This window comes from Flavobacterium potami, from assembly GCF_020026915.1.
Classification (GTDB): domain Bacteria; phylum Bacteroidota; class Bacteroidia; order Flavobacteriales; family Flavobacteriaceae; genus Flavobacterium; species Flavobacterium potami.
In genome coordinates, this window is record NZ_JAINUY010000004.1 from 131264 (window position 1) to 153370 (window position 22107).

General features: G+C 33.1%; 21 protein-coding genes and 1 pseudogene. 19 read left to right on the plus strand and 3 right to left on the minus strand.

Features of this window, described 5'->3' with window-relative positions:
• Positions 1–24 precede the first annotated feature (24 nt).
• The 6 genes from K6T82_RS12825 (at position 25) to K6T82_RS12850 (ending at position 5899) form a co-directional block, all read left to right on the plus strand.
• Positions 25–1422, plus strand: coding sequence for a hypothetical protein (locus K6T82_RS12825; RefSeq protein ID WP_223706276.1), 1398 nt, complete (start codon positions 25–27; stop codon positions 1420–1422).
• 139 nt (positions 1423–1561) lie between these two features.
• Positions 1562–2686: an OmpA family protein gene (locus tag K6T82_RS12830; RefSeq protein WP_223706278.1), complete on the plus strand. Its 1125-nt coding sequence runs from the start codon at positions 1562–1564 to the stop codon at positions 2684–2686.
• 121 nt (positions 2687–2807) lie between these two features.
• Positions 2808–4259 (plus strand): hypothetical protein, encoded by a 1452-nt coding sequence (locus tag K6T82_RS12835; protein ID WP_223706280.1) that lies wholly within the window; start codon positions 2808–2810, stop codon positions 4257–4259.
• Positions 4260–4334: 75 nt separating this feature from the next.
• On the plus strand, positions 4335–4853 hold the full coding sequence (locus K6T82_RS12840; protein WP_144216678.1) for a ferritin: 519 nt from the start codon (positions 4335–4337) through the stop codon (positions 4851–4853).
• Between the two features lie 82 nt (positions 4854–4935).
• On the plus strand, positions 4936–5121 hold the full coding sequence (locus tag K6T82_RS12845; RefSeq protein WP_144216676.1) for a hypothetical protein: 186 nt from the start codon (positions 4936–4938) through the stop codon (positions 5119–5121).
• An 82-nt stretch (positions 5122–5203) separates the two neighbouring features.
• Positions 5204–5899, plus strand: coding sequence for a DUF2461 domain-containing protein (locus K6T82_RS12850; RefSeq protein WP_223706281.1), 696 nt, complete (start codon positions 5204–5206; stop codon positions 5897–5899).
• A 99-nt stretch (positions 5900–5998) separates the two neighbouring features.
• Here the strand turns inward: K6T82_RS12850 and K6T82_RS12855 are convergent, their stop codons facing one another.
• The gene (locus tag K6T82_RS12855; protein ID WP_223706283.1) at positions 5999–6331 is read right to left on the minus strand and encodes a single-stranded DNA-binding protein; all 333 of its coding nucleotides are present in this window, start codon (positions 6329–6331) and stop codon (positions 5999–6001) included.
• A gap of 177 nt (positions 6332–6508) precedes the next feature.
• On the opposite strand from K6T82_RS12855, the gene K6T82_RS12860 reads away from it, so the two are divergent.
• The 13 genes and pseudogenes from K6T82_RS12860 (at position 6509) to K6T82_RS12920 (ending at position 20221) form a co-directional block, all read left to right on the plus strand.
• Positions 6509–8038: a bifunctional GNAT family N-acetyltransferase/carbon-nitrogen hydrolase family protein gene (locus K6T82_RS12860; RefSeq protein ID WP_223706285.1), complete on the plus strand. Its 1530-nt coding sequence runs from the start codon at positions 6509–6511 to the stop codon at positions 8036–8038.
• Positions 8035–8382 carry a hypothetical protein gene (locus K6T82_RS12865; protein WP_223706287.1) on the plus strand — a complete coding sequence of 116 codons (348 nt, stop codon included), beginning with the start codon at positions 8035–8037 and terminating at the stop codon, positions 8380–8382. The genes K6T82_RS12860 and K6T82_RS12865 overlap by 4 nt, the downstream gene beginning before the upstream one ends.
• Before the next feature lie 16 nt (positions 8383–8398).
• The gene (locus K6T82_RS12870; RefSeq protein WP_223706289.1) at positions 8399–10789 is read left to right on the plus strand and encodes a M28 family peptidase; all 2391 of its coding nucleotides are present in this window, start codon (positions 8399–8401) and stop codon (positions 10787–10789) included.
• A gap of 32 nt (positions 10790–10821) precedes the next feature.
• Positions 10822–11691 (plus strand): tetratricopeptide repeat protein, encoded by an 870-nt coding sequence (locus K6T82_RS12875; protein ID WP_223706291.1) that lies wholly within the window; start codon positions 10822–10824, stop codon positions 11689–11691.
• Positions 11692–11827: 136 nt separating this feature from the next.
• Complete coding sequence (locus K6T82_RS12880) at positions 11828–12643, plus strand: Rossmann-fold NAD(P)-binding domain-containing protein (RefSeq protein WP_223706293.1); 816 nt, start codon at positions 11828–11830, stop codon at positions 12641–12643.
• 180 nt (positions 12644–12823) lie between these two features.
• Positions 12824–13300: a methylated-DNA--[protein]-cysteine S-methyltransferase gene (locus tag K6T82_RS12885; RefSeq protein ID WP_223706295.1), complete on the plus strand. Its 477-nt coding sequence runs from the start codon at positions 12824–12826 to the stop codon at positions 13298–13300.
• Between the two features lie 13 nt (positions 13301–13313).
• Positions 13314–13538 (plus strand): hypothetical protein, encoded by a 225-nt coding sequence (locus K6T82_RS12890; protein WP_223706297.1) that lies wholly within the window; start codon positions 13314–13316, stop codon positions 13536–13538.
• Positions 13539–13609: 71 nt separating this feature from the next.
• Entirely contained in the window at positions 13610–14323 is a 714-nt protein-coding gene (locus K6T82_RS12895; RefSeq protein ID WP_223706298.1) for a 3'-5' exonuclease, read from the plus strand.
• An 84-nt stretch (positions 14324–14407) separates the two neighbouring features.
• Positions 14408–15481, plus strand: a complete 1074-nt coding sequence (locus tag K6T82_RS12900; RefSeq protein WP_223706300.1) for a winged helix DNA-binding domain-containing protein — start codon at positions 14408–14410, stop codon at positions 15479–15481.
• A 109-nt stretch (positions 15482–15590) separates the two neighbouring features.
• Entirely contained in the window at positions 15591–17030 is a 1440-nt protein-coding gene (locus K6T82_RS12905) for a nucleoside recognition domain-containing protein (protein WP_223706302.1), read from the plus strand.
• A 309-nt stretch (positions 17031–17339) separates the two neighbouring features.
• Positions 17340–17800, plus strand: a pseudogene (gene tnpA, locus K6T82_RS12910) (IS200/IS605 family transposase).
• A gap of 5 nt (positions 17801–17805) precedes the next feature.
• Positions 17806–18546, plus strand: a complete 741-nt coding sequence (locus K6T82_RS12915; RefSeq protein ID WP_223706304.1) for a hypothetical protein — start codon at positions 17806–17808, stop codon at positions 18544–18546.
• Between the two features lie 70 nt (positions 18547–18616).
• A complete protein-coding gene (locus K6T82_RS12920; protein ID WP_223706306.1) occupies positions 18617–20221 on the plus strand; it encodes a fumarate hydratase in 1605 nt (534 codons plus the stop codon).
• 136 nt (positions 20222–20357) lie between these two features.
• Here K6T82_RS12920 and K6T82_RS12925 read toward each other — a convergent pair whose 3' ends face one another.
• A complete protein-coding gene (locus K6T82_RS12925; RefSeq protein ID WP_223706308.1) occupies positions 20358–20858 on the minus strand; it encodes a PAS domain-containing protein in 501 nt (166 codons plus the stop codon).
• Between the two features lie 97 nt (positions 20859–20955).
• A complete protein-coding gene (dinB, locus tag K6T82_RS12930) occupies positions 20956–22038 on the minus strand; it encodes a DNA polymerase IV (RefSeq protein ID WP_223706310.1) in 1083 nt (360 codons plus the stop codon).
• Between the last annotated feature and the right edge of the window lie 69 nt (positions 22039–22107).

Here is a 22107-nt window from a genome sequence, read left to right on the forward strand (position 1 = left end):
AAATAATCCTTTTTAGTGTAAAACATGAAACAAATCTTTCTTTTTTTCTTTTTACTCTTTAGTACTGTTTTACTAAGTCAAACAGTATTGACTTCTTACCCCGTAGATTTTAAAAACAAGAAAGAACAAAGTGCCATTTTAAACGCAGAAAACAGCGTCACTCATGAGATATTTGCTTTTATAGCAACACCAGACAGTCTCTCTATATTAAAATACAACAGTGCCATTTTTTTAAAAGAAAAAATAACTACCTCACGAAAATTCGTTGAAGACAAATCTTTAATCGGTTATAGTTTTAGCGAAGATGGAAATCCAACTTTATACTGGTTTTCTGCGGTAGAAAAAAGCATTGTTTTGATCAAGTATTATCTGGAGAACAACACGAATAGAGCCTTAAAGTTTCAAATTCCGCTTGACGAAAAATCACTTTTGACTTACTATCAAAAAGACAATAATTTTTATATTTTGATGAAAGATAGGAAAAAACAGGGATTGACTGTTTTTATCTTTAAGAACGGAATAGCAGAAGAAAAATTCCTTGACTTCTCTCCTTTTGTTTTCCGTGATCGAAAAACCCAGCAAAAATCATTTAATCAGATTCTGATGGAAAATCCGATTGAAAAAATGGATGCTGGAGAATATAATCCGTTATTTAAAGTTTCGGCTAAAAGCAAATTATACACACTTCCCAATCGGTTAATTTTAACTTTGGATCAAAGTCTCAGAAAGACTCAATTGTTTGATATTAACTTGGAGAATTTAGAGATTAAAGAGAAGACTTTTTTACAGCCTGTTCCTCAAAAAAATCCAAAAAGAACAAATTCTTATTATCATGAAAACAAGTTGTATCAAATCTGTGTTAATTCTGATCAGCTTTTATTTGATATTAAAGATTACGAATCGGGCGAATCCGTAAAAACATTTTCAGTTTCAAAAAAAGACACGATTCAATTTAAAAATTCTCCTTTACTACTTCAAATCAATGATCGCAAACCGAAAGAATTAAAAAACACCGCTAAGTTTTTGCAATCGTTATCCTCTACAGATGTTGGTATTTCAGTTTTCAAAAACAGACAAAATCTCTTTTTTACTTTGGGAGGAACAGGTATAGAATCAAAATCAATTTCTATAAATCCTTTCAGTTTGATGGATGATTTTTATGGCGATTTTGCTTCTCCGAATTATTATAATCTGGACACCTATTATTCTGTCTTTTTCGAAAGTGTTTGGACCAAAAAACTGGAAACAACCAACCAAAACCAAGAACCTTTAGCAGCTGATAAAATCTATTCGTTTATCAACAGTCGTAAAGAAGTTTTTCTTCCAAATATTCTAAAATTAAACCATTACAGTATTTTAGGTTACTATGACCTATATTCCAAAGAATATGTTTTGCGAAAATTTACAGATGGATTCAACTAAAGTCAAATTACTTTTTAAAAACAGATTAACCATCCACAAACCCAAATTAACCTTATACTAACATATTTTAGACTTTTAAAGGAAGTTTTTACTTACAAAATATTGTTGTTTTGAGTCAAATTTAAAATCTCAAATAACAATGAAAAAAATTGTAATGACTCTTGCACTTGCCCTGGCTTTAACAGGAGTACATGCGCAAACAGAAAGTAACAACGGATTTAATAAATGGTCTATAGAATTAGCTGGTGGGCTTAACAAACCTCAACGCCCATTCTCAGAGAATTATTTTACTTCTACGCCAAGCCCGTTTGTAGCTGATTTAGGAGTTCGATATATGTTTAACAACAAATTTGGTTTAAAAGTTGACTTTGGCTACAACAGTTTTACTGCAAAATCTAGCTCTCTTGATTTTGATTCAAAATATTATAGAGTAGATTTACAGGCTGTTGCCAATTTAGGTCGAATCATGAATTTTGAAACTTGGACTAATACTTTTGGTTTATTAGGTCATGCTGGTTTTGGCTATGGTCAGTTAAGAAATGACAATTTTAAAGGAGCTGATGAAGTGGGGAACTTTATTGCTGGTGTAACTGGACAAATCAGATTATCAAACAGAATTGCTTTAACTGGAGATTTCTCTACTATTTTAAACGCATCGCAAGATCGTACTTTTGACGGAGCATATGTTGCAGATAACAGAGGTTTTTCTGGGTTGATTTTTAACGGAACTGTTGGTTTAAATATTTACTTAGGTAAAAACACAAAACATGCTGACTGGACGGTAATTTCAAATGACAACGTTGATCTATCTCCTTTAGAGAATAAAATTGCAGAGCTTGAAAATAAAATCAAAAATATCCCTGCGCCAAAAGAAACAATTATTGAAAAACAAATTGCTCAGCCAGTTGATAATGATTTGATCAAAAAAATGATCAATGACAAATATTACAGCGTGTATTTCGATTTCAACAAAACAACTCCAATCGAAAACTCAACTGCTGCTATCGATGTTGTTTTAAATTATTTAAGAAAAAATCCATCTGCATCACTTGATCTTGTGGGTTATGCTGATCAGGTTGGAAGTGCACAATACAATGAAAAATTATCAAATACTAGAGCAAACAACGTAAAAACGATTTTCGAAAAGGCAGGAATTGCTTCTTCTCGTTTAAATGTTATTGCAAATGGAGCAGATACATCAATTCAAAAAGATTCTGATGAAGCTAGAAGATTAGCCAGAAGAGTTACTTTCATCGTAAAATAATTCTCTTATTAATTGTTTTTCAAAAGTCCTTAAGAAAGTTTCTTAAGGACTTTTTTATTGCGTAAATTTAATACAATATAAATGTCTTTACGTTTGGAATAAAATTTGATGCATTATATCTATGAAAAAACTACTACTACTTTCACTTTTGTTTTCTAAAACAATCCTGTTGAGTCAAACAGTTTTAAATACTTTTCCCCTAAATCTAAATAATTTAGGACAGACTCAAATTTTAAATGTAGAAGATGAAAAAACGAATGACATCTACGCATTTGCATGGGACAATAAAAACATAACCATTTTGAAATACAATAAATCTGTATTTCTTACCAATCAATTTACTGATTCCATAAAGTATGAAAAGGACAGAAATTTACTTGGTTACACCATAAATCAGGAAAACAAACCAATGTTATTCTGGATTTCCAAAAATTCTAAAAATATCTTAATTAACAAATATGATCTAGATACCAAGACTTCGAAATCCTTAAATTTCAATTTCCCTGGTAATCACGAATACATCATTACCTCTTTCCAACAACACGATGCTTTTTATATTCTTGCAAAAGAAAAAGACTTCGAACATTTGCTTCTTTACAAATTCAAAGACGGTAATTGCGAAATAAAAATGCTTGATTTTTCAACTTTTGTTTTTAAAAATGACAGAAACGTAAACTTTTCTTTTAACGCACTGATAAAATACTTTCCCATTACCAAAATGGAATCGGATATTCTTAATCCAATAGACCTTGCCTCAAAAATAAGCAAGCTTTATGTACTTGACGATAGTATGATTCTGACATTTGACAATAGTTTGATAAAAACACAAGCCTTTGATATTGATATGAAAAGTGGAATCATTAAGGAAAAAACTTTTAACTTACCTGATTCTCAAAAAGAATCGCGAACATCAAATTCATTTTATAATGATAAAAAACTATTTCAAATGTTTGCCAGTAAAGAAGAGCTTTTGTTTGAAGTAAAAGATTTTGATTCAGGAAATACAATTAAGAAATATTCAATTTCAAAAAATGATAGTATTCCGTTTAAAACTTCTCCTTTCTTTGTTCAAATTGACAATAGAAGGCCTCAACAAATAAATAATACTGCAAAATTTTTAAAACATCTAGACGGACTTCCAGCTGGTATTTCTGTACTTAAAAACAAAAAAAGCAATTTTATTACTTTTAGCGGCTATGGAGAATATTCAGACTTCTATTATCAACCTGATTCTTTTGGTGATTTCGGAGAACGGGTACCTTACTCTATAAGCAAAATGGTTTATTTCGATGCTGTATTTGATGAAAAATTTGATCTTACAAAAGACAAAAAGCAAGAGCCATTTGCAATAGATAATTTATTCTACTTTTTAAATATCAATAAAAAGATATCATTGTTTACTACATTGAAACTAAAAGATTATTACATTTTAAGTTACTACGACAGTGCTACCAAACAATTTATTATGCGAAAATTTACCGATGGTTTTATGATGGAAGACAACGGAAATCCAATTATGAATAAGGCATTATTTTCAAACCCAGCTTCTTTTGGCAGCATTAAATCGCAATAATTTCATTGCGTTTTTCGTGTTCCCGAAAAAACGGAATGAATAATTTTTATTAATTTTACCAAAAAGACACATATTATGCTATCAAAAAATATTGAATCGGCTTTAAATAAGCAAATCAGAATAGAAGCAGAATCTTCACAAACTTATCTTTCAATGGCTTGTTGGGCTGAAGTACAAGGATTAGAAGGAATTGCTCAATTTATGTACACTCAGTCAGACGAAGAGCGTGCGCATATGCTTAAATTGGTAAAATACGTAAATGAACGTGGCGGACACGCTCAAGTTACAGATCTAAAAGCGCCTAAAACAACGTATTCAACTTTCAAAGAAATGTTCGAGGAGCTTTACAACCATGAACTTTTTGTTTCTCAATCAATTAACGAATTGGTGCATATTACTTTTGAAGAAAGAGATTATGCAAGTCATAATTTCTTACAATGGTACGTTTCTGAACAAATTGAAGAAGAAGCTACAGCAAAATCAATCTTAGACAAAATCAATTTGATTGGTGATGACAAAGGTGGACTTTACTTGTTTGACCGTGATATTCAGCAATTAACAGTTACTAGCTCAATTGCTATTAATCCAAAATAAAAAAAGTTAAAGTTTATTTAGAATATTTAAAAATTACTTTTTTCCTTTATATTTGTCTCTGTTTTTATAATACAGAGGAAAATTGGGCAAGAAAGAAAAAGACAAGGACAAAAAAAAGGATAAAAAAGACAAAAAAAATAAAGTTATCCTTGAGAAGATTAAGAAGATTGAAAACTGCAAATCTTCTTGCTGTGAGAAATATAAAAAAAGCGAAAAGAAGCGTTGCTCACGTTGTCCTATGTTTGATTTATTCAAAAAAACTGCTTAACAAAATATAGAAAAACCCATCAGATTTCTCTGGTGGGTTTTTTAGTTTTAAATTGCAGTCTCTTTCGATTTTTAAATTCATTATGGAAAACACTATTACAATCCCGAAATCAAGTCTTGATTTTTTAGTTCAATTAAAAGAAAACAACAACAAACCGTGGTTTGAAGCCAATAAAACACAATATTTAATCGAATTAAACCATATTGAAAACTTTGCTGGTGCTTTGCTGAAAGAACTTTCCAAAACCGATGTTTTAGAAAACACTTCGGGCAAAAAAAGCGTTTACAGAATTTATCGAGATATTCGTTTTTCTAAAGACAAAACTCCTTTCAAATATTATTGGGGCGGAAGTTATACTCGTGCAACTGCTGCAAGACGCGGTGGCTATTATTTTCATCTGGAAAAAGGAGGAAACAGCTTTTTCGCAGGAGCTTTTTGGGGACCAAGCGCTGCGGATTTGAAAAGAATAAGAGCAGAGTTTGCACAGGATCCTGAAACTTTTCAGAAAATACTAAATTCAAAAACTTTCAAAAGCAACTTTGGAACTTTACAAGGAGAACAATTGAAAACAAAACCAAAAGGTTTCGAAATGGACCATCCTGCAATTGATTTGCTTCGTTACAAACAATTTTTGGTTATAAAACGATTTTCGGATGAAGAAGTTTTGAGTGAGAATTTTTTGGAGCTCGCTTTAGATGCCTTTAAAAACATGCGTCCATTTTTTGATTATATGAGCGAAGTTTTAACCACAGATGTAAATGGAGCATCCATAATTTAACGTAAGTTATAAAAATAGCAAACCCGAAAGGTTTTAAGACCTATCGGGTTTTATTAAGTTAGCTTTGTCAAAATTTAAAACTTTGATAAAGCTTTTAATTTATTTGCTTAGAAGTAAAATTTCATTGACAACAACTTCTGTCACATAACGTTTTTCTCCGTTTTTATCATCGTAACTTCTGTGTGTCAATTTTCCTTCAACTGCAATTTCTTTTCCTTTTACGACATACTTCTCGATAAGTTCTGCAGTTTTTCCCCAAGCAATAACGCGATGCCATTCTGTTTGTTCTACTTTTTCACCTTTGTCATTCGTGTATTTTTCGTGCGTTGCAATGGTAAGTTGCGCATTTTTCTTACCATTATCAAAATTCTTGATTTCCGGATCATTCCCTACATTTCCGATTAATTGTACTTTGTTTCTCATTGCGTTCATGGCGTATATTATTTTAAGGTTATTATTAAATTGAATTCTTTTCCAAATCCAACAGTGCAAAGATGAAACAACCCAACAAAAACAGTCGGTAACTAACTATTTACTATCGAATGTAACTATTTGTAAGCGTTTGTAATTGGAAATTGTTTTTTGTATATTTGAGATAAATCTTACTATATGCAGGCAAAAATTAATAAAGTCGAATTACGAAATTTAGAAATTGAAGACTATAAACAACTGAAAAAATCAATGATTGAATCGTATCCTGAAATGGCCGATTCATATTGGGGTTCTGAAGATATTGAAAGACTTCTTTCTATATTTCCTGAAGGGCAATTGGTTATTTTGGTGGATGGAATTGTAGTAGGTTCTGCATTATCTCTTATTGTTGATGAAAAACTAGTAGAAAAAAGACATAATTACCAACAGATTAGTGGAGATTACACTTTCTCTACACATAATGACAACGCAGAAATTTTGTACGGAATTGATGTTTTTATTCACCCAAACTACAGAGGTTTGCGTTTAGGGCGTCGATTATACGATGCTAGAAAAGAACTGTGTGAGCAATTGAATTTGAAAGCCATTGTATTTGCAGGTAGAATTCCGAGTTATAGAGAACATGCTAAAAAAATGTCCCCTAAAACCTATATTGAAAAAGTACGAACCAAAGAATTATATGATCCCGTTTTGACTTTCCAGTTGAGCAACGATTTCCACGTTTTGCGAGTTATCAAAAATTATCTGGAAGGCGATGAAGAATCCAAAGAATTTGCTGTTTTACTGGAATGGAATAATATTTATTATGATGATAGTCCAAAACTGATTAATCTAAAGAAAAATGTAATTCGTTTGGGATTAATCCAGTGGCAGATGCGTCCGTTGAATAATGTGGAAGCACTTTTTGAACAAGCAGAATTTTTTATTGACGCCGTCTCTGGTTACGGATCTGATTTTGCCTTATTTCCCGAATTATTTACGGCACCATTAATGGCCGATTACAATCATTTATCTGAAGCAGAGGCAATTCGTGAACTCGCGAGACACACAGATCCAATTAAAAAGCGTTTTCAAGAATTTGCTATTTCATACAATATCAATATTATCACGGGAAGTATGCCTTATGTAGAGGGCGGAAATCTTTACAATGTCGGTTTTTTATGCAAACGAGACGGAACTTACGAAATGTATACCAAAATTCATATTACACCAAATGAAGTAATTCATTGGGGAATGAAAGGCGGATCAGAATTTAAAACTTTCGATACCGATTGTGGTAAAATCGGAATTTTGATCTGTTATGATGTCGAGTTTCCGGAACTTTCCAGACTTTTGGCAGACGAAGGAATGAACATTTTATTTGTACCATTTTTAACGGATACACAAAACGGTTACACGCGTGTAAAACATTGTTCACAGGCTCGTGCGATCGAAAATGAGTGTTATGTAGCCATAGCAGGTTGCGTTGGAAATCTTCCAAAAGTAAACAATATGGATATCCAATATGCGCAATCTTCTGTCTTTACGCCATCCGATTTTGCTTTTCCAAGTAACGGAATCAAAGCGGAAGCTACGCCAAACACAGAAATGACGCTTATTGTTGATGTTGATCTGAATTTATTGAAGGAGCTTCACGAACATGGAAGTGTAAAAACGCTAAAAGACCGTAGATCTGATCTTTATGAAATTAAAAAATTGAATTCATGAAAACCTGTCCCGAATGTTCTGCCAAAATTGTTGGCCGTGAAGATAAAAAATTTTGTTCCGATGGCTGTCGCAACGCCTTTAATAACAAAATGAATAAAGATAGTACGAATTTCATGCGAAATATAAACAACAAGTTACGCAAAAATTACCGTATTTTGGCAGAGTTAAATGTAGATGGAAAATCTAAAGCTACTCGGGACAAAATGTTAAACAAAGGTTTTGATTTTGAGTTCTTTACCAATATATTGCAAACCAAGACAGGAAATACATATTATTTCTTGTACGATCAGGGCTATCGTTCCTTGGACAATGATTATTTTATGCTTGTTAAAAAAGAAATATAGATAGTATTTATTCACCATGAGAAAAAACCAAACCTCAATTCTAGCCATAACCTGCGTTTTAGCTTTACTTGGCATAATATACGCCACGATGATGCCGCAAGGAATCTCTAAAGATGATGAAGCGCTCGCAGAATTTTCGACGGAAAGAGCCTTAAACCAAGTTGAGATTATTGCACAGAAACCGCATTACGTCGGATCAACCAATCATGAATTGGTTGCTAATTATCTTAAACTAGAACTAAACAGGATTGGTTTAGAAACAAGCGTTCAAGAAGGTTTTACTCTAAATGATAAAGGTCTTTTAGTAAAGTCAAAAAATATTTTGGCTCGCATTAAAGGAACAAACAATACCAAAGCACTTTTACTACTTTCACATTATGACAGTGCGCCCCATTCTTTTTCAAAAGGAGCGAGCGATGACGCTTCGGGAGTTGCCACTATTTTAGAAGGTGTTCGTGCTTTTCTTTACTCCAAACATCCTCAAAAAAATGATATTATTATCTTATTTTCTGATGCTGAAGAATTAGGTCTAAACGGAGCCGCTTTATTCGTAAACAAACATCCGTGGGCAAAAGATGTAGGTTTGGTTTTGAACTTTGAAGCTCGAGGGACTTCTGGACCAAGTTATATGCTGATGGAAACCAATAAAGGAAATGAAGCGATGGTAAGAGAATTTTCTAACGCCAAAACTACTTATCCGGTTTCAAACTCATTGATGTACAGCATTTACAAAATGCTTCCAAATGATACTGATTTAACTGTTTTTAGAGAACAAGGAAATATTCAAGGCTTCAATTTTGCTTTTATCGACGGACATTTTAATTATCATACACAACAAGATGATGTTCAGCATTTGAACAAAACAACTTTAGCTCATCAAGGAACTTATTTAATGCCTTTATTGAGATACCTAACCAACATTGATTTAACAAAAACAGAATCTACCGAAGACAATGTTTATTTCAGCGCTCCATTTTCATTCATCAGTTATCCTTTTTCTTGGGTAATGCCAATGACTTTGATTGCCTTTGGATTATTGGTTTTATTTTTATTTGTTGGAAAAGCAAAAAAAATCATTTCATTTAGAGATATTTTTAAGGGGTTTGTGCCACTTTTAGGTTCTATAATCATCTCCGGATTAGTAACTTTTTTAGGATGGAAACTTATTCTTGAAATTTATCCGCAATATTCTGATCTCTTAAACGGATTTACTTATAATGGTCACGCGTACATTGGCGCTTTTGTAACTTTGAGTATCGCAATCTGTTTTGCTTTTTACCATCATTTTTCTGAAGCAAAAATTACGATGAACCATTTTGTTGCGCCTTTGCTACTTTGGATTGTCATCAATGCTTACTTAGCCAATAGTTTAACGGGTGCAGGTTTCTTGATTATTCCGGTCTATTTCGGCATATTATTGTTCGGAATATTTGTCTTTACCCAGCATTATAGCTTAGGAATGAACTTAATCTTCAGCATTCCTGCTTTGGCAATCATTGCTCCTTTTATTGTAATGTTCCCTGTTGGTTTAGGACTTAAAATTTTGTTTGGAAGTGCCATTCTAACCGTTCTACTCTTCGGATTATTGTTGCCAATTTTTGGCGCATTCGCCAGAAAAGGCGCTTGGATAGTGGTTTTCTTTTTGGCTTCAATTTCATTTTTCGTATACGCAGGTTATAATTCTGGTTACGAATACGGAAAAGCAAAATCGAACAGTTTGTTGTATGTTTTAAACGCCGACAATAATTCTGCTTCTTGGACCACTTACGACACCAATTTAGACGAATGGACAAAATCTTATTTGGGTGAGAAAAATCAAAAAGCGGTTGGCTTAAATACGCTTCCGCTTGCGAGCAAATACAATACAACATTTACTTACAGCGCTATCGCTCCAGTTGTCGAGGTTCCGAGACCAACAATTGAATTTTTAAGAGACAGTGTTATTGGAAATAATAGATATTTGAAAATCAAGATTACTCCAAACAGAAAAGTAAATCGTTATGATATTTATGCCAATCCGAAAATGACGTTTTATAACTTTAAAGCAAATGGAGTTGCAACTTCAGGAGAAAAAGGAAACCGTTTACAAAGGGAAGACAGCAAAATTTTATGCTATTATGTTGTGGGGAATGAACCACTTGTAATGGAATTCTACATTCAGAAATCATCTCTTTTTGATATGGATTTAATGGAAAGCTCTTTTGATTTGATGAGCAATCCGTTGTTAAACGTTAAACCAAGAAGCAATTGGATGATGCCAACACCTTTTGTTCTTAATGATGCCGTTTTACTGCATCAAAAAATAAAAAGATATACTGCTCCTGTAAAAACCATTGAACCAGTTGTTGTAAAAGATAGTTTGGCTGTTTCTAAAGACAGTATAATACCCGTTGCGAAACCTGAATAGATATTCTGCTAACCCTTACATTCGACCATAAAATGAAAAAAAATTACCTTCTTTTTTTAGTTTTTACGAGTTTCTCTGCGATGCATTCTCAAACTATTGAAGAGAAAATTGCTTCAAAAGCATGTGAATGTCTTCAGAAAAAAACGAATATTACAAGAGATATTTATATAGAATGTCTAACCAGTAATATGGGCGAATTGGTTTTGACAGATAAAGATCCGAAGATTCGGGAATCAATTAATACTGTTGACGGAATTCAAAATATGATTCTGAGAGCCGAATCTTTAGTTGCTAAGAAATGTCCTGATTTGGTACCGCCTGTAGTGGAAAATAAAGAAGATATTTTTTATGGTAAGTCCAAAAATAAGAATGCGCAAAATTCTTATACAATCGGGCAGGATTTCATGAACCAAGAAAACTATAAGATGGCCGTTGAAAGTTTTCAGTTAGCCATTAAAGAAGATCCTACTTTTGTTTTGGCACTAGATGACATGGCCGTTTCTTACAGACAATTAAATGACTATGAAAATGCCATAAAATATTATAAAAAATCTCTAGAAATCTATCCTGAAGGTAGTTTTGCTTTAATGAATATTGGCGTTGTTTATACTTTTAAATCAGATTACAAGACCGCTCTTTCGTATTATGAAAAATTAATACAATATCATCCTGATAATGCCGAAGGATATTTTGGAGCTGGAAAAAGTTATTTCTTACTCAAAGACGATGAAAAAGCATTGGATAACATTTGTATAGCACATATCATTTATACTAATGAAAAGTCAGATTATGTTAAAGATTCTGAAAAACTTTTAGCGGGAATCTACCAAAAAATGAAATCGGAAAACAAAGAAGAAGTATTCAAAAAAATTGCCGCAAAAAACAATATTAAAATAGATTAAAAAGACAACAGGTATTTCTATAAACATCCAGGAGATCTTAAAAAAAGTAATTCTTCAGACATAAAAAACAGCCGTAGAGTCTTAAAGGCAATAATCATTTGCAACTTTGTACCTTTGCGTCTCTGAACTTCGCAAAATGACAAAAATAAGCATACTCGGCTGTGGTTGGCTAGGCCTTCCTTTGGCAAAAAACTTAATTCTCAAAGGAAATGCTGTAAATGGCTCAACTACATCTGAAAACAAACTCTCTATTTTAAAAGATGCCGGAATAAATCCGTTTTTAGTAACGCTTGAAAGCGAAGGTGTTTCTGAAAGCATTCAAAATTTTTTGAACGAAAGCGAAATCTTAATTATTGATATTCCACCAAAATTACGAGTAGATAATCCTGACTCTGACAAGAAAGTTTTTGTAGAAAAAATCAAAAATCTGATTCCATTTATAGAAAAATCAACTGTTACAAAAGTTCTTTTTGTAAGTTCAACTTCTGTTTATGGTGATAATAATGATTTTATCACAGAAGAAACTATTCCAAACCCAGAAACAGAAAGCGGCAAGCAATTGCTTTTGACCGAAAAAATCCTTCAAGGAAATCAAAACTTCGAAACCACAATTTTACGTTTCGGCGGATTAATTGGCGAAGATCGTCATCCTGTGAAGTTCCTGGCTGGAAAGGAAAACTTAGAAAATCCAGATGCTCCCATCAATTTAATTCATCTAAATGACTGTATTGCTATTGTTGAAAAAATCATCAATGAGTCCAAATGGAATGAAGTTTTTAACGCCGTTGCGCCTTTTCATCCAACAAGAGAGGAATATTATACACAAAAAGCCATCGAAATAAATTTGGCAACTCCAAAATTCAGTTCAGAAAAAACGAATATCAAAAAGATAATTTCCAGCGAAAAAATTGAAAGCATTTTACAATTTTCTTTTAATTTAGAAAACTATTAGATTTATATGTTAGGCTGAGCGAAGTCGAAGCCATTACAAATTTAATAAGACTTCGACTTCGCTCAGGTTGACACTCGTTTAAGAACAGGAAATAAGTTTTAAATGAACTTATATCACTTATCTGGTTCAAAAATATTTGCGAACTTTGCGTAAACCTTAACGCCTTTTCGGTTAAAAATTATGGAAACAGTTTTCATCAACTCGCCTCTCGGAATCACCAAAATTATTGGAGATGAGAATGGTATTTCGGTAATTTCTGTTTCTGATGTAGGTACAAATGATGTTTCGGAAACCATTCCAGAAGTTTTACAAGATGCCGTTTCGCAGTTAAATGAGTATTTTGAAGGCAAAAGGACCGATTTTGATCTGAAATTAAATCCAAAAGGAACCGAATTTCAACAAAAAGTTTGGAAAGCATTATTGGAAATTCCATACGGAAAAACGGTAAGTTATACGGATCAAACTAAGAAATTGGGAGATGTAAAAGCAATTCGCGCCGTAGCATCTGCAAATGGTAAAAATCCGCTTTGGATTGTAGTTCCCTGCCACCGCGTTATCGGAACAAACGGATCTTTAACTGGATATGCCGGCGGATTGTCTCGCAAAAAATGGCTTTTGGAACATGAATCGCCATCTCAACAACAAAGTTTGTTTTAATGTTTATTAGATTATGGCTAAAATAATTTTAGAAAGTTGGAGAGAGGGTATAAAAGGAGTTTCGTTTGTAAAAATGCAAAATGAAATCTTAAGAATAGGTTTGAAAGAAAGCAAAGCTAATTTTGATAGTCTTTTAGAAAATATTCCAATAACTCTCGAAATTGAAGATGAAAATTTAGCTCAATATTTTTTTAAAGAAGCAGTAAGACTTGGAGTCAATTGTCAATTTATAAAATAAAATCTTAAAAATAGTAAGAATTTTACGCATATTTGCAAAACTTAAATCTAATATCTAAGAAGTCTAAAAATATGATTGAAAAAATAAACCTCAATAACATTTTATTTCTTGATATAGAAACCGTTCCAGAAGAAGAGAATTTCAATTCGCTTGACGCGGAAATGCAATCACTTTGGGATTTAAAAACACAATATCAACGAAAAGATGAGTTTTCTCCAGAAGAATTCTACGAACGCGCCGGAATTTGGGCTGAATTCGGAAAGATAATCTGTATTTCTGTTGGCTTTTTTACTATCAAAGGAGATATTAGAAATTTTAGAGTAACTTCATTTTTTGGCGAAGAAAAGAAAATCCTAAAAGATTTTTCGAATCTAATCAACAATCATTTCAATCAGCCGCAGCATTTAATGTGCGGACATAATTCAAAGGAATTCGATATTCCGTTTATTGCAAGAAGGATGATCATTAATCAAATACCCATTCCTGAAAAGCTGAATTTATTTGGCAAAAAACCTTGGGAAATTCCGCATCTAGATACTTTAGAATTATGGAAATTTGGTGATTACAAGCATTTTACCTCTTTAAAATTGTTAACCAAGATTCTCGGAGTTCCTTCTCCAAAAGGCGATATCGACGGAAGTCAGGTGGCACATGTTTTTTATGTAGAAAAAGACATTGACAGAATTGTAACGTATTGCGAAAAGGATACGATTGCCGTGGCGCAGATTTTTCTTCGTTTAAGAAGAGAAGATTTATTGATTGAGGAAGAAATTATTCATGTGTAATTGAAGCGACAAAGCGACAAAGGGACAGAGAAACAAAGGCACAAAGTTTTAAATGAACTTATATAACTTATATGGTTTAAAAAAATGACACACGAGGAGATTTCACATTATCGTTTGGTTGCTCAAAAGCTTTACAAAACAAGTTTGTGTTCGCCACAGGAAGTAGTCAAACATTTTGGTGCCATGCAAGCTCAGGATTATGCAATGGCAAAATGGGCAATTGGTTCTCGCTGCGATTCATCTGAAAAAGAGATTGAAGAAGCTATTAATTCAGGAAAAATTATTCGAACTCATATTTTGCGCCCAACCTGGCATTTTGTTTCTCCAGACGATATTTTTTGGATGTTAGAACTTTCAGCTCCGCAAGTGAAACGTTTTACAGCTTCTGCAGCCAAAAATTTTGGTTATGATGAAAAAAAGCTAAATCAAACCAATAATTCAATTGAAAAACTATTAGCTGGAAATAATCATTTAACCCGAAATGAAATCATGCAGGCACTTGGAATTACAAAAACCGGAAGCGATGATTATTTGAGTGCTGCGATTATGATGAACGCCGAATTGGATGGTTTGGTTTGCAATGGACAAATGAAAGGCAAACAAATTACTTACGCTTTGCTTGAAGAAAGAGTTCCGAAACCAAAAACTCAATTATCAAAAGAAGAGGCTTTAGCAAAACTCGCTCTCCGTTATTTTGAAAGTCATGGTCCTGCAACTGTCTCTGATTTTTCGTGGTGGTCAGGATTTCCTGTTACCATCTGCAAGAAAACACTAAATGCAATAGAGTTGCAATTAAATCAAATTACCATTGATAATCAGCAATATTGGTTTAAAAAAGGGCTTTTAGATCAAGATAACTTTCGCGAAAGCGTACTTTTTCTTCCTTCTTTTGATGAGATTTTAATTTCGTATAAAACGCGTGAAGCTTCTTTTAATACCGAACATCAATCTAAAGTTTTTACCAACAATGGTATTTTTAAACCCATCATTTTAGAAAACGGAAAAGTAATCGGAATCTGGAAAAGGACTGTTAAAAAGGATCATGTTAAAATAGAAACGGAATTTTTTAAAGAAATTGAATCAAGCAAAAAACAGATTCTTTTTGAAGGAATTAAATCTTTTGAAACGTATTTGGGAACTAAAAGTGTCATTGAATAGACTTTTTTTGATTTAAAAAATACCTTTCATATCCATTCTATCTTGTTTCGTTACTAAAATCTTTATGCTTATTATTGCTAAATAATTACATTTACAAAAAATTAGAATTATGGTATTGAGCAGATTTTGGTTAACGATTTTTATTTCTTCTATTGTTTTTATTGTGTTCAGTCTGTTTACAGTCAATACGTATACCATTGATTCTGTTTTGAATGGAAAGAAAGACGATCCTATTTTAGTTTCAGAAAAATACATCGAAGAACTTCCTTCTTTCATCAAAGACAGCATAAAAAAGGCGCCAGATCAGACCATGATTGTCAATCGTGATACGCTAAATGCTGACTCGACTTACGTTTACAAAAATAAAACAGTAAAAATTTATAGTGGACTACAAAAATCTGATGGTTTATTACCAACTTGTAAAAGCACTTTGGTAGATTTAATTCTGCCACTTATTGCCTATCTGGCCTTTTTCTGCGGATTGATGGAACTTTTAATCGTTTCTGGAGCTTCTGGGAAATTAGCAAAAGGTTTAAGTCCAGTTTTTGTGAAGGTATTTCCAAGTATTCCTAAAAATCACCCGTCTATTTCATATATGACATTGAATTTTGCTGCCAATTTCTTGGGATTAGATTCGGCTGCAACTCCATTTGGATTAAAAGCCATGGAAAGTTTACAGGAAATAAATCCAGAAAAAGATAAAGCAAGTGATGCACAAATCATGTTTATGTGTCTTCATGCTTCTGGATTGACCTTAATTGCCACTTCAATTATCGGATATCGCGCAGCTGCAAACGCAAGTAATCCAGCTGATGTTATGTTGCCATGTATAATTACTTCCTTTATCGGAACTATTGCGGCGTTCTTAATTGTCGGAATCAAACAAAAAATCAATTTTAGAAGTGCTTCACTTGTAATTGGTTTGATGGTTCTAATTGCTGCAATAGTTGGTTTACTGATGTATGTGAATCATTTGGATTTAATTGGAAAAAACTACTTCACCTCTAACCTTTCGGGATTAATTTTACTTTCAATTGTTGTTTTTACTTTGATTTTTGCATTCGTACATGAGAAAAAATTCAAAGAAGCAGATACTACTCCTTTTGACACTTTTGTTGTTGGAGCCAACAATGGAGTTAAAACCGGCGTAACCATTTTTCCTTATGTTTTAGGAATGTTAGTTGCTATTTCATTATTCAGAAACAGTGGTTTATTCGAAATTATTAGTGACGGAATCGGATTTGTATTTTCGAATTTGGGAGTAAGCAAAGAAATTACCAATGCTCTTCCTGTTGCAATGCTTCGTCCTTTTAGTTCTGCTGGTTCAAGAGGATTCTTAATTGACTCGATGAATACTTTTGGAGCTGATTCTTTAACGGCAAGATTAAGCAGTATTTTTCAATGTAGTGCAGAGAGTACCTTCTACGTAATTGCCGTTTATTTTGGTTCTGTAAATATCAAAAATACGCGTTATGCTCTAGGCACTATGCTTTTGGTTGATTTAATCTGTGTTATTACAGCAATTTTTGTGGCGACCTGGTTTTTTTAAAATTTGATAAATCATTCATTATCAATATCAATACCCATTATCAATTATCAATAACCATAAACTGGACTGAAGTCCAGCCCTACAATATGGTTTGAGCCGCTGGCTCATTCGCTGTTCTAAAGGAACAAGCAAATAGCGGATCTGAATATCCATAAGTGAAATGAGCCAACTGCTCATTTTTCTGTTCCAAAGGAACAACCCATATTATAGGGCTGGACTTCAGTCCAGTTATTAGCATGAAATGGAATAATTATTTTTATAAGATATTTCGTATTTTTATCAAAAATAGTAATCGATAAAAAATACACAATGTCAAACACATTTCATCAAGTTTATATTCAAGTTGTTTTTGCAGTTAAATACAGAGAAGCGGTAATTGAAAACGAATGCAAAAATGAAATATTCAGCATCATTGGAAATTTAATAAATGAAACAGGTTGTAAAACCTTAATTGTAAATGGTTTTGAAGATCACGTTCATGTCTTTTGGCGCTTAAGCCAACAATCTCTATTTCAGATTTGATGAAAGCCATAAAAGGAAAATCATCAAGATATATCAACGAAAATAAATTGACAAAACAAAAATTTGAATGGCAAGAAGGTTACGGCGCTTTTTCTTACAGTAAATCTCAAATTGATTCTGTTTATAAATATATAGCCAATCAGGAACAACATCATAAAAAGCAAAGCTTTCAAGATGAATATCTGAACTTTCTAAATAAATATAATATTAATTACGATGAAAAATATATATTTGGGAATCTAATATAACCACTATGAAATTAGCCCCCCTCTTCTTCGTATTGCTTTTGATCGGATGCCAAAAAACAAGACCTACAGACGCACCTCCAATTGCAGAAATACTTGAACCTCAAGAAATATTAACAATTGCAGATGACGAAAAAATCATCAAAACCGATACTATCGGAATTTATACCGATGGAACAGAATCTTCAACAGATTATATTTTAGCACATCTAGTAGATCAAAAAGCAGATCAGGATAGTGTTGTTACCGTAAAATACCGATTAGATTTTTATCAAAATAAAACGAAGACTGCTTCTTCTGGAATTGCCATTAAAGGTTTTGAAAAAGGTTCAGAATGGATGGCTTCTTACGGACTGACTTCAGATAACGCCAAAAATTCTCCATTTTTACAAATCTCCGTTGGATATCCAGCTTGTGGTTATTCGCATGAAAATTATTTATATTATCTAAAAAATAAAGATTTGCAATTGGTACACCAATGGAGCACCATGTCAGACAGCGGCTGGGGTAATTGGCTGGAAATCATCAATCCAGGTAAAAATTCTGATCCAAAATCTTTTTATTGCAAAACTGTTGCATTTGTCCCAGATGATGAAAATGAGAACCTTGATATGGGAATCCTAACTTATTCTGATTCAATTGCTTTTGAATTAAAAGGCAATCAATGGAAAAAGAATTTACTCTCTGCAAAAGACAAAGCATACTTCGAAAAGAAAATGACTTTTGATCAATTTAATAGTCAAGAATAAAACTGTCTAGAGCGCTTATTCAAACTCTTTCTAAAATAAATTCTTTCTAACTTTGTGAAAAAACAAAGCAATGATTGATTTTATATACCAAGATCCTTATCCGATCTTAAAGGATGATACGCAGTACCGCAAAATCACTTCAGATTTTGTGAAAGTAGAACAGTTTGGAGAACGTGAAGTTTTGACCGTAGATCCAAAAGGTTTAGAATTATTGGCTGAAGAAGCTTTGACTGATGTTTCGTTTATGTTGAGAACGACACATTTACAAAAATTAAGAAAAATCCTTGATGATCCTGAAGCAACAGACAATGATCGTTTCGTAGCTTACAATTTACTTCAAAATGCTTCTGTAGCTGCTGAAGGTCAGTTGCCAAGTTGCCAAGACACAGGAACAGCAATTGTAATGGCTAAAAAAGGTGAAAGTATCTTCACAGGTGTTGATGATGCAGAATGGTTAAGCCGTGGAATTTTTAATACTTATCAAAAAAGAAATTTACGTTATTCGCAGATTGTTCCGATTTCGATGTTTGAAGAAAAGAATTCAGGATCAAATCTTCCGGCACAAATCGATATTTATGCTAAAAAAGGAGCTTCTTACGAATTTTTGTTCATGGCAAAAGGCGGAGGATCTGCAAACAAAACATACTTATACCAACAGACAAAATCGTTGTTGAATGAAAAATCTTTAGACGAGTTCATTCGTACTAAAATCAAAGATTTAGGAACTTCTGCTTGTCCTCCATACCACTTAGCTTTGGTAATTGGTGGAACTTCTGCGGAAGCGAACTTAAGCGCTGTTAAAAAAGCATCTGCAGGATATTACGATCATCTTCCAACTTCAGGAAACATGTCTGGCCAGGCTTTTCGTGATTTTGAATGGGAAGAAAGAGTTCAGAAAATCTGCCAAGAAAGTGCGATTGGAGCACAGTTTGGAGGAAAATATTTCACGCACGACGTTCGTGTAATCCGTTTGCCTCGTCACGCGGCTTCTTGTCCAGTTGGATTGGGTGTTTCTTGTTCTGCGGACAGAAACATTAAAGGAAAAATTACAAAAGACGGAATTTTTGTGGAGCAGTTAGAGGTAAATCCTAAACAGTTCTTACCAGAAACAGCACCGCATTTAGAAGCTCCTGTCGAAATTGATTTAGATCAGCCTATGGCAGATATTTTAGCAAAATTGTCTCAATATCCAGTTAAAACCCGCCTAAAATTAAACGGAACTGTAATTGTTGCAAGAGATATTGCTCACGCAAAAATCAAAGAATTATTAGACGCCGGAAAACCAATGCCGGATTATTTTAAAAATCACCCTGTTTACTACGCTGGACCAGCAAAAACCCCAGACGGAATGGCTTCAGGAAGTTTCGGACCAACAACAGCGGGTCGTATGGACGTTTATGTAGACGAATTCCAGAAAAATGGCGGAAGTATGATTATGTTGGCTAAAGGAAACCGTACCAAACAAGTTACTGATGCCTGCAACAAATACGGCGGATTCTACTTAGGTTCTATTGGAGGTCCTGCTGCAATTTTAGCTCAGGATAACATTCTAAAGGTTGAAGTTGTTGATTTTGAAGAGTTAGGAATGGAAGCGGTTCGTAAAATCACTGTTAAAGATTTCCCTGCTTTTATTATTACAGATGATAAAGGAAATGATTTCTTCGCTAATTTGTAGTTTTTCTTAACCGCAAAGAACGCAAGGATTTACGCAAAGTTCGCAAAGAAAAAAACCGTCCTATTTGGACGGTTTTTCTTTTTTTATGGTAGCGTGCCTTGCGTCAAACCTTGCGTTCTTTGCGGTTAAACAAAAGCTAAGCACTTAAATCCTCTTTTTCGAAAGCCATAAAGTGCGATATTTCGCCTTTTAGGTTATAAACAGGAGAAGCATCTATTTTACATTTATACGTTTTTCCGTTTTTTCTATAGTTTTCAATTGTTTTTACAAAAGGAACTTTCTTTTTTAGAGCTTCCCTAATTTCTTTCAAATCTCTTTGTGAAGTAGCTGGCCCTTGAAACATTTTTGGTGTTTTGCCTAGAATTTCTTCTTCTTTAAAACCAGTCATCTTTTTTATTCCGCTTGACGCGAAAACTATTTTCAATTCCAGGTCAGTAACCACAACAACTTCTTCTTTAATTCTTTCCTTAATATTGAGTTTTTGTTCATCCCAAGTAAATTGGCTTGAAATTTCATTTAGTTTTTTTAAATCAATAGCAAGTGCTTTCAATTCATTAATATATTCATAATGAAAATCCCATGCGAGAATTGGAACTGAATTTCGTTGTAAAAAATCGTCCGAGTTAGTATTTTTCATAATAAACTTTTTAGATAATCAACAAATCTTTACTCAAAGATAGAGGAAAAATCTTGTTATTAAAAATAGATCCTCCTATTTTAAGTCCAACACATTATCAAAATGTAAACTTTAACTGTACTACCACTGCTTTTTTAACTTCATTATTCAAATTGCTGAGCGAAATACCGAGCAATCTAACCGAATCTTTCATTTTTTCTTGATATAATAATTCTTTAATATTTTCCATAATCAAACTTTTATCTGAAATAAAATAGGGAAGCGTTTTACTTCTTGTCTGTTGCGAAAAATCACTATATTTTATTTTTAAAGTTATTGTCTTTCCTGAAAGCTTATGTCTTTCCAAACGTTTTTCGAGTTGAGCTGCAATTCTTTCCAGCTGTTCCATCATAAAAATTTCTGAAGATAAATTCACATCAAAAGTATGTTCAGCCGCAACCGATTTTGTAATTCTCGACGATTTTACTTCACTATTATGAATGCCACGAACCACATGATAATAGAAAACTCCAGATTTCCCGAAATGCTTTTCTAGAAACTCTAATGATTTGCTTTTTAAATCTGTTCCTGTAAAAATGCCCAGTTGATACATTTTTTCGGTGGTAACTTTCCCGACACCATAAAATTTCCGAATTGGCAAAGCTTCCAGAAAATCTTCCACTTCATCAGGATTTACCGTTTTCTGTCCGTTTGGTTTGTTGTAATCGCTGGCAATTTTGGCAACGAATTTATTGATTGAAATTCCCGCAGAAGCCGTTAAACCTACTTCATTAAAAATTCTTGCTCTAATTTCCTCTGCCAATAAACTTGCGCTCGGACTTCCTTTTTTATTTTTGGTAACATCTAAATAGGCTTCGTCAAGCGAAAGAGGCTCAACCAAATCGGTATATTCATTAAAGATTTTATGAATTTTGGCTGAAATTTCTTTGTAACGATCAAATCTTGGACGAACAAAAATAATATCTGGACAATATTTTTTTGCCAAAACCCCACTGATGGCGCTTCGAACTCCGAACTTTCTTGCCTCATAACTTGCTGCCGAAACCACTCCTCTATTTTCTGAACCACCAACTGCAACAGGTTTACCACGAAGTTCAGGATTGTCCATTTGTTCTACCGACGCATAAAAAGCATCCATGTCAATATGAATAATTTTGCGATATGTGGGCATTTCAGACATGCTACAAATTTACAGCGGAAAGCAATAAAAAAGCGCTTCAAATAGTTATAAATAGTATCAATTTTTAAA

Excerpts from the sequence above, each read along its gene's own strand:
- K6T82_RS12830 (WP_223706278.1), top strand. The coding sequence starts at position 1,562 with ATGAAAAAAATTGTAATGACTCTTGCACTTGCCCTGGCTTTAACAGGA.
- K6T82_RS12905 (WP_223706302.1), top strand. The coding sequence starts at position 15,591 with ATGGTATTGAGCAGATTTTGGTTAACGATTTTTATTTCTTCTATTGTT.
- K6T82_RS12855 (WP_223706283.1), bottom strand. The coding sequence starts at position 6,331 with ATGAACGCAATGAGAAACAAAGTACAATTAATCGGAAATGTAGGGAAT.
- K6T82_RS12835 (WP_223706280.1), top strand. The coding sequence starts at position 2,808 with ATGAAAAAACTACTACTACTTTCACTTTTGTTTTCTAAAACAATCCTG.
- K6T82_RS12885 (WP_223706295.1), top strand. The coding sequence starts at position 12,824 with ATGGAAACAGTTTTCATCAACTCGCCTCTCGGAATCACCAAAATTATT.
- K6T82_RS12890 (WP_223706297.1), top strand. The coding sequence starts at position 13,314 with ATGGCTAAAATAATTTTAGAAAGTTGGAGAGAGGGTATAAAAGGAGTT.
- K6T82_RS12925 (WP_223706308.1), bottom strand. The coding sequence starts at position 20,858 with ATGAAAAATACTAACTCGGACGATTTTTTACAACGAAATTCAGTTCCA.
- K6T82_RS12880 (WP_223706293.1), top strand. The coding sequence starts at position 11,828 with ATGACAAAAATAAGCATACTCGGCTGTGGTTGGCTAGGCCTTCCTTTG.
- K6T82_RS12870 (WP_223706289.1), top strand. The coding sequence starts at position 8,399 with ATGAGAAAAAACCAAACCTCAATTCTAGCCATAACCTGCGTTTTAGCT.
- K6T82_RS12850 (WP_223706281.1), top strand. The coding sequence starts at position 5,204 with ATGGAAAACACTATTACAATCCCGAAATCAAGTCTTGATTTTTTAGTT.
- K6T82_RS12865 (WP_223706287.1), top strand. The coding sequence starts at position 8,035 with ATGAAAACCTGTCCCGAATGTTCTGCCAAAATTGTTGGCCGTGAAGAT.
- K6T82_RS12840 (WP_144216678.1), top strand. The coding sequence starts at position 4,335 with ATGCTATCAAAAAATATTGAATCGGCTTTAAATAAGCAAATCAGAATA.
- K6T82_RS12895 (WP_223706298.1), top strand. The coding sequence starts at position 13,610 with ATGATTGAAAAAATAAACCTCAATAACATTTTATTTCTTGATATAGAA.
- K6T82_RS12900 (WP_223706300.1), top strand. The coding sequence starts at position 14,408 with ATGACACACGAGGAGATTTCACATTATCGTTTGGTTGCTCAAAAGCTT.
- K6T82_RS12825 (WP_223706276.1), top strand. The coding sequence starts at position 25 with ATGAAACAAATCTTTCTTTTTTTCTTTTTACTCTTTAGTACTGTTTTA.
- K6T82_RS12920 (WP_223706306.1), top strand. The coding sequence starts at position 18,617 with ATGATTGATTTTATATACCAAGATCCTTATCCGATCTTAAAGGATGAT.
- dinB (WP_223706310.1), bottom strand. The coding sequence starts at position 22,038 with ATGTCTGAAATGCCCACATATCGCAAAATTATTCATATTGACATGGAT.
- K6T82_RS12860 (WP_223706285.1), top strand. The coding sequence starts at position 6,509 with ATGCAGGCAAAAATTAATAAAGTCGAATTACGAAATTTAGAAATTGAA.
- K6T82_RS12875 (WP_223706291.1), top strand. The coding sequence starts at position 10,822 with ATGAAAAAAAATTACCTTCTTTTTTTAGTTTTTACGAGTTTCTCTGCG.
- K6T82_RS12915 (WP_223706304.1), top strand. The coding sequence starts at position 17,806 with ATGAAATTAGCCCCCCTCTTCTTCGTATTGCTTTTGATCGGATGCCAA.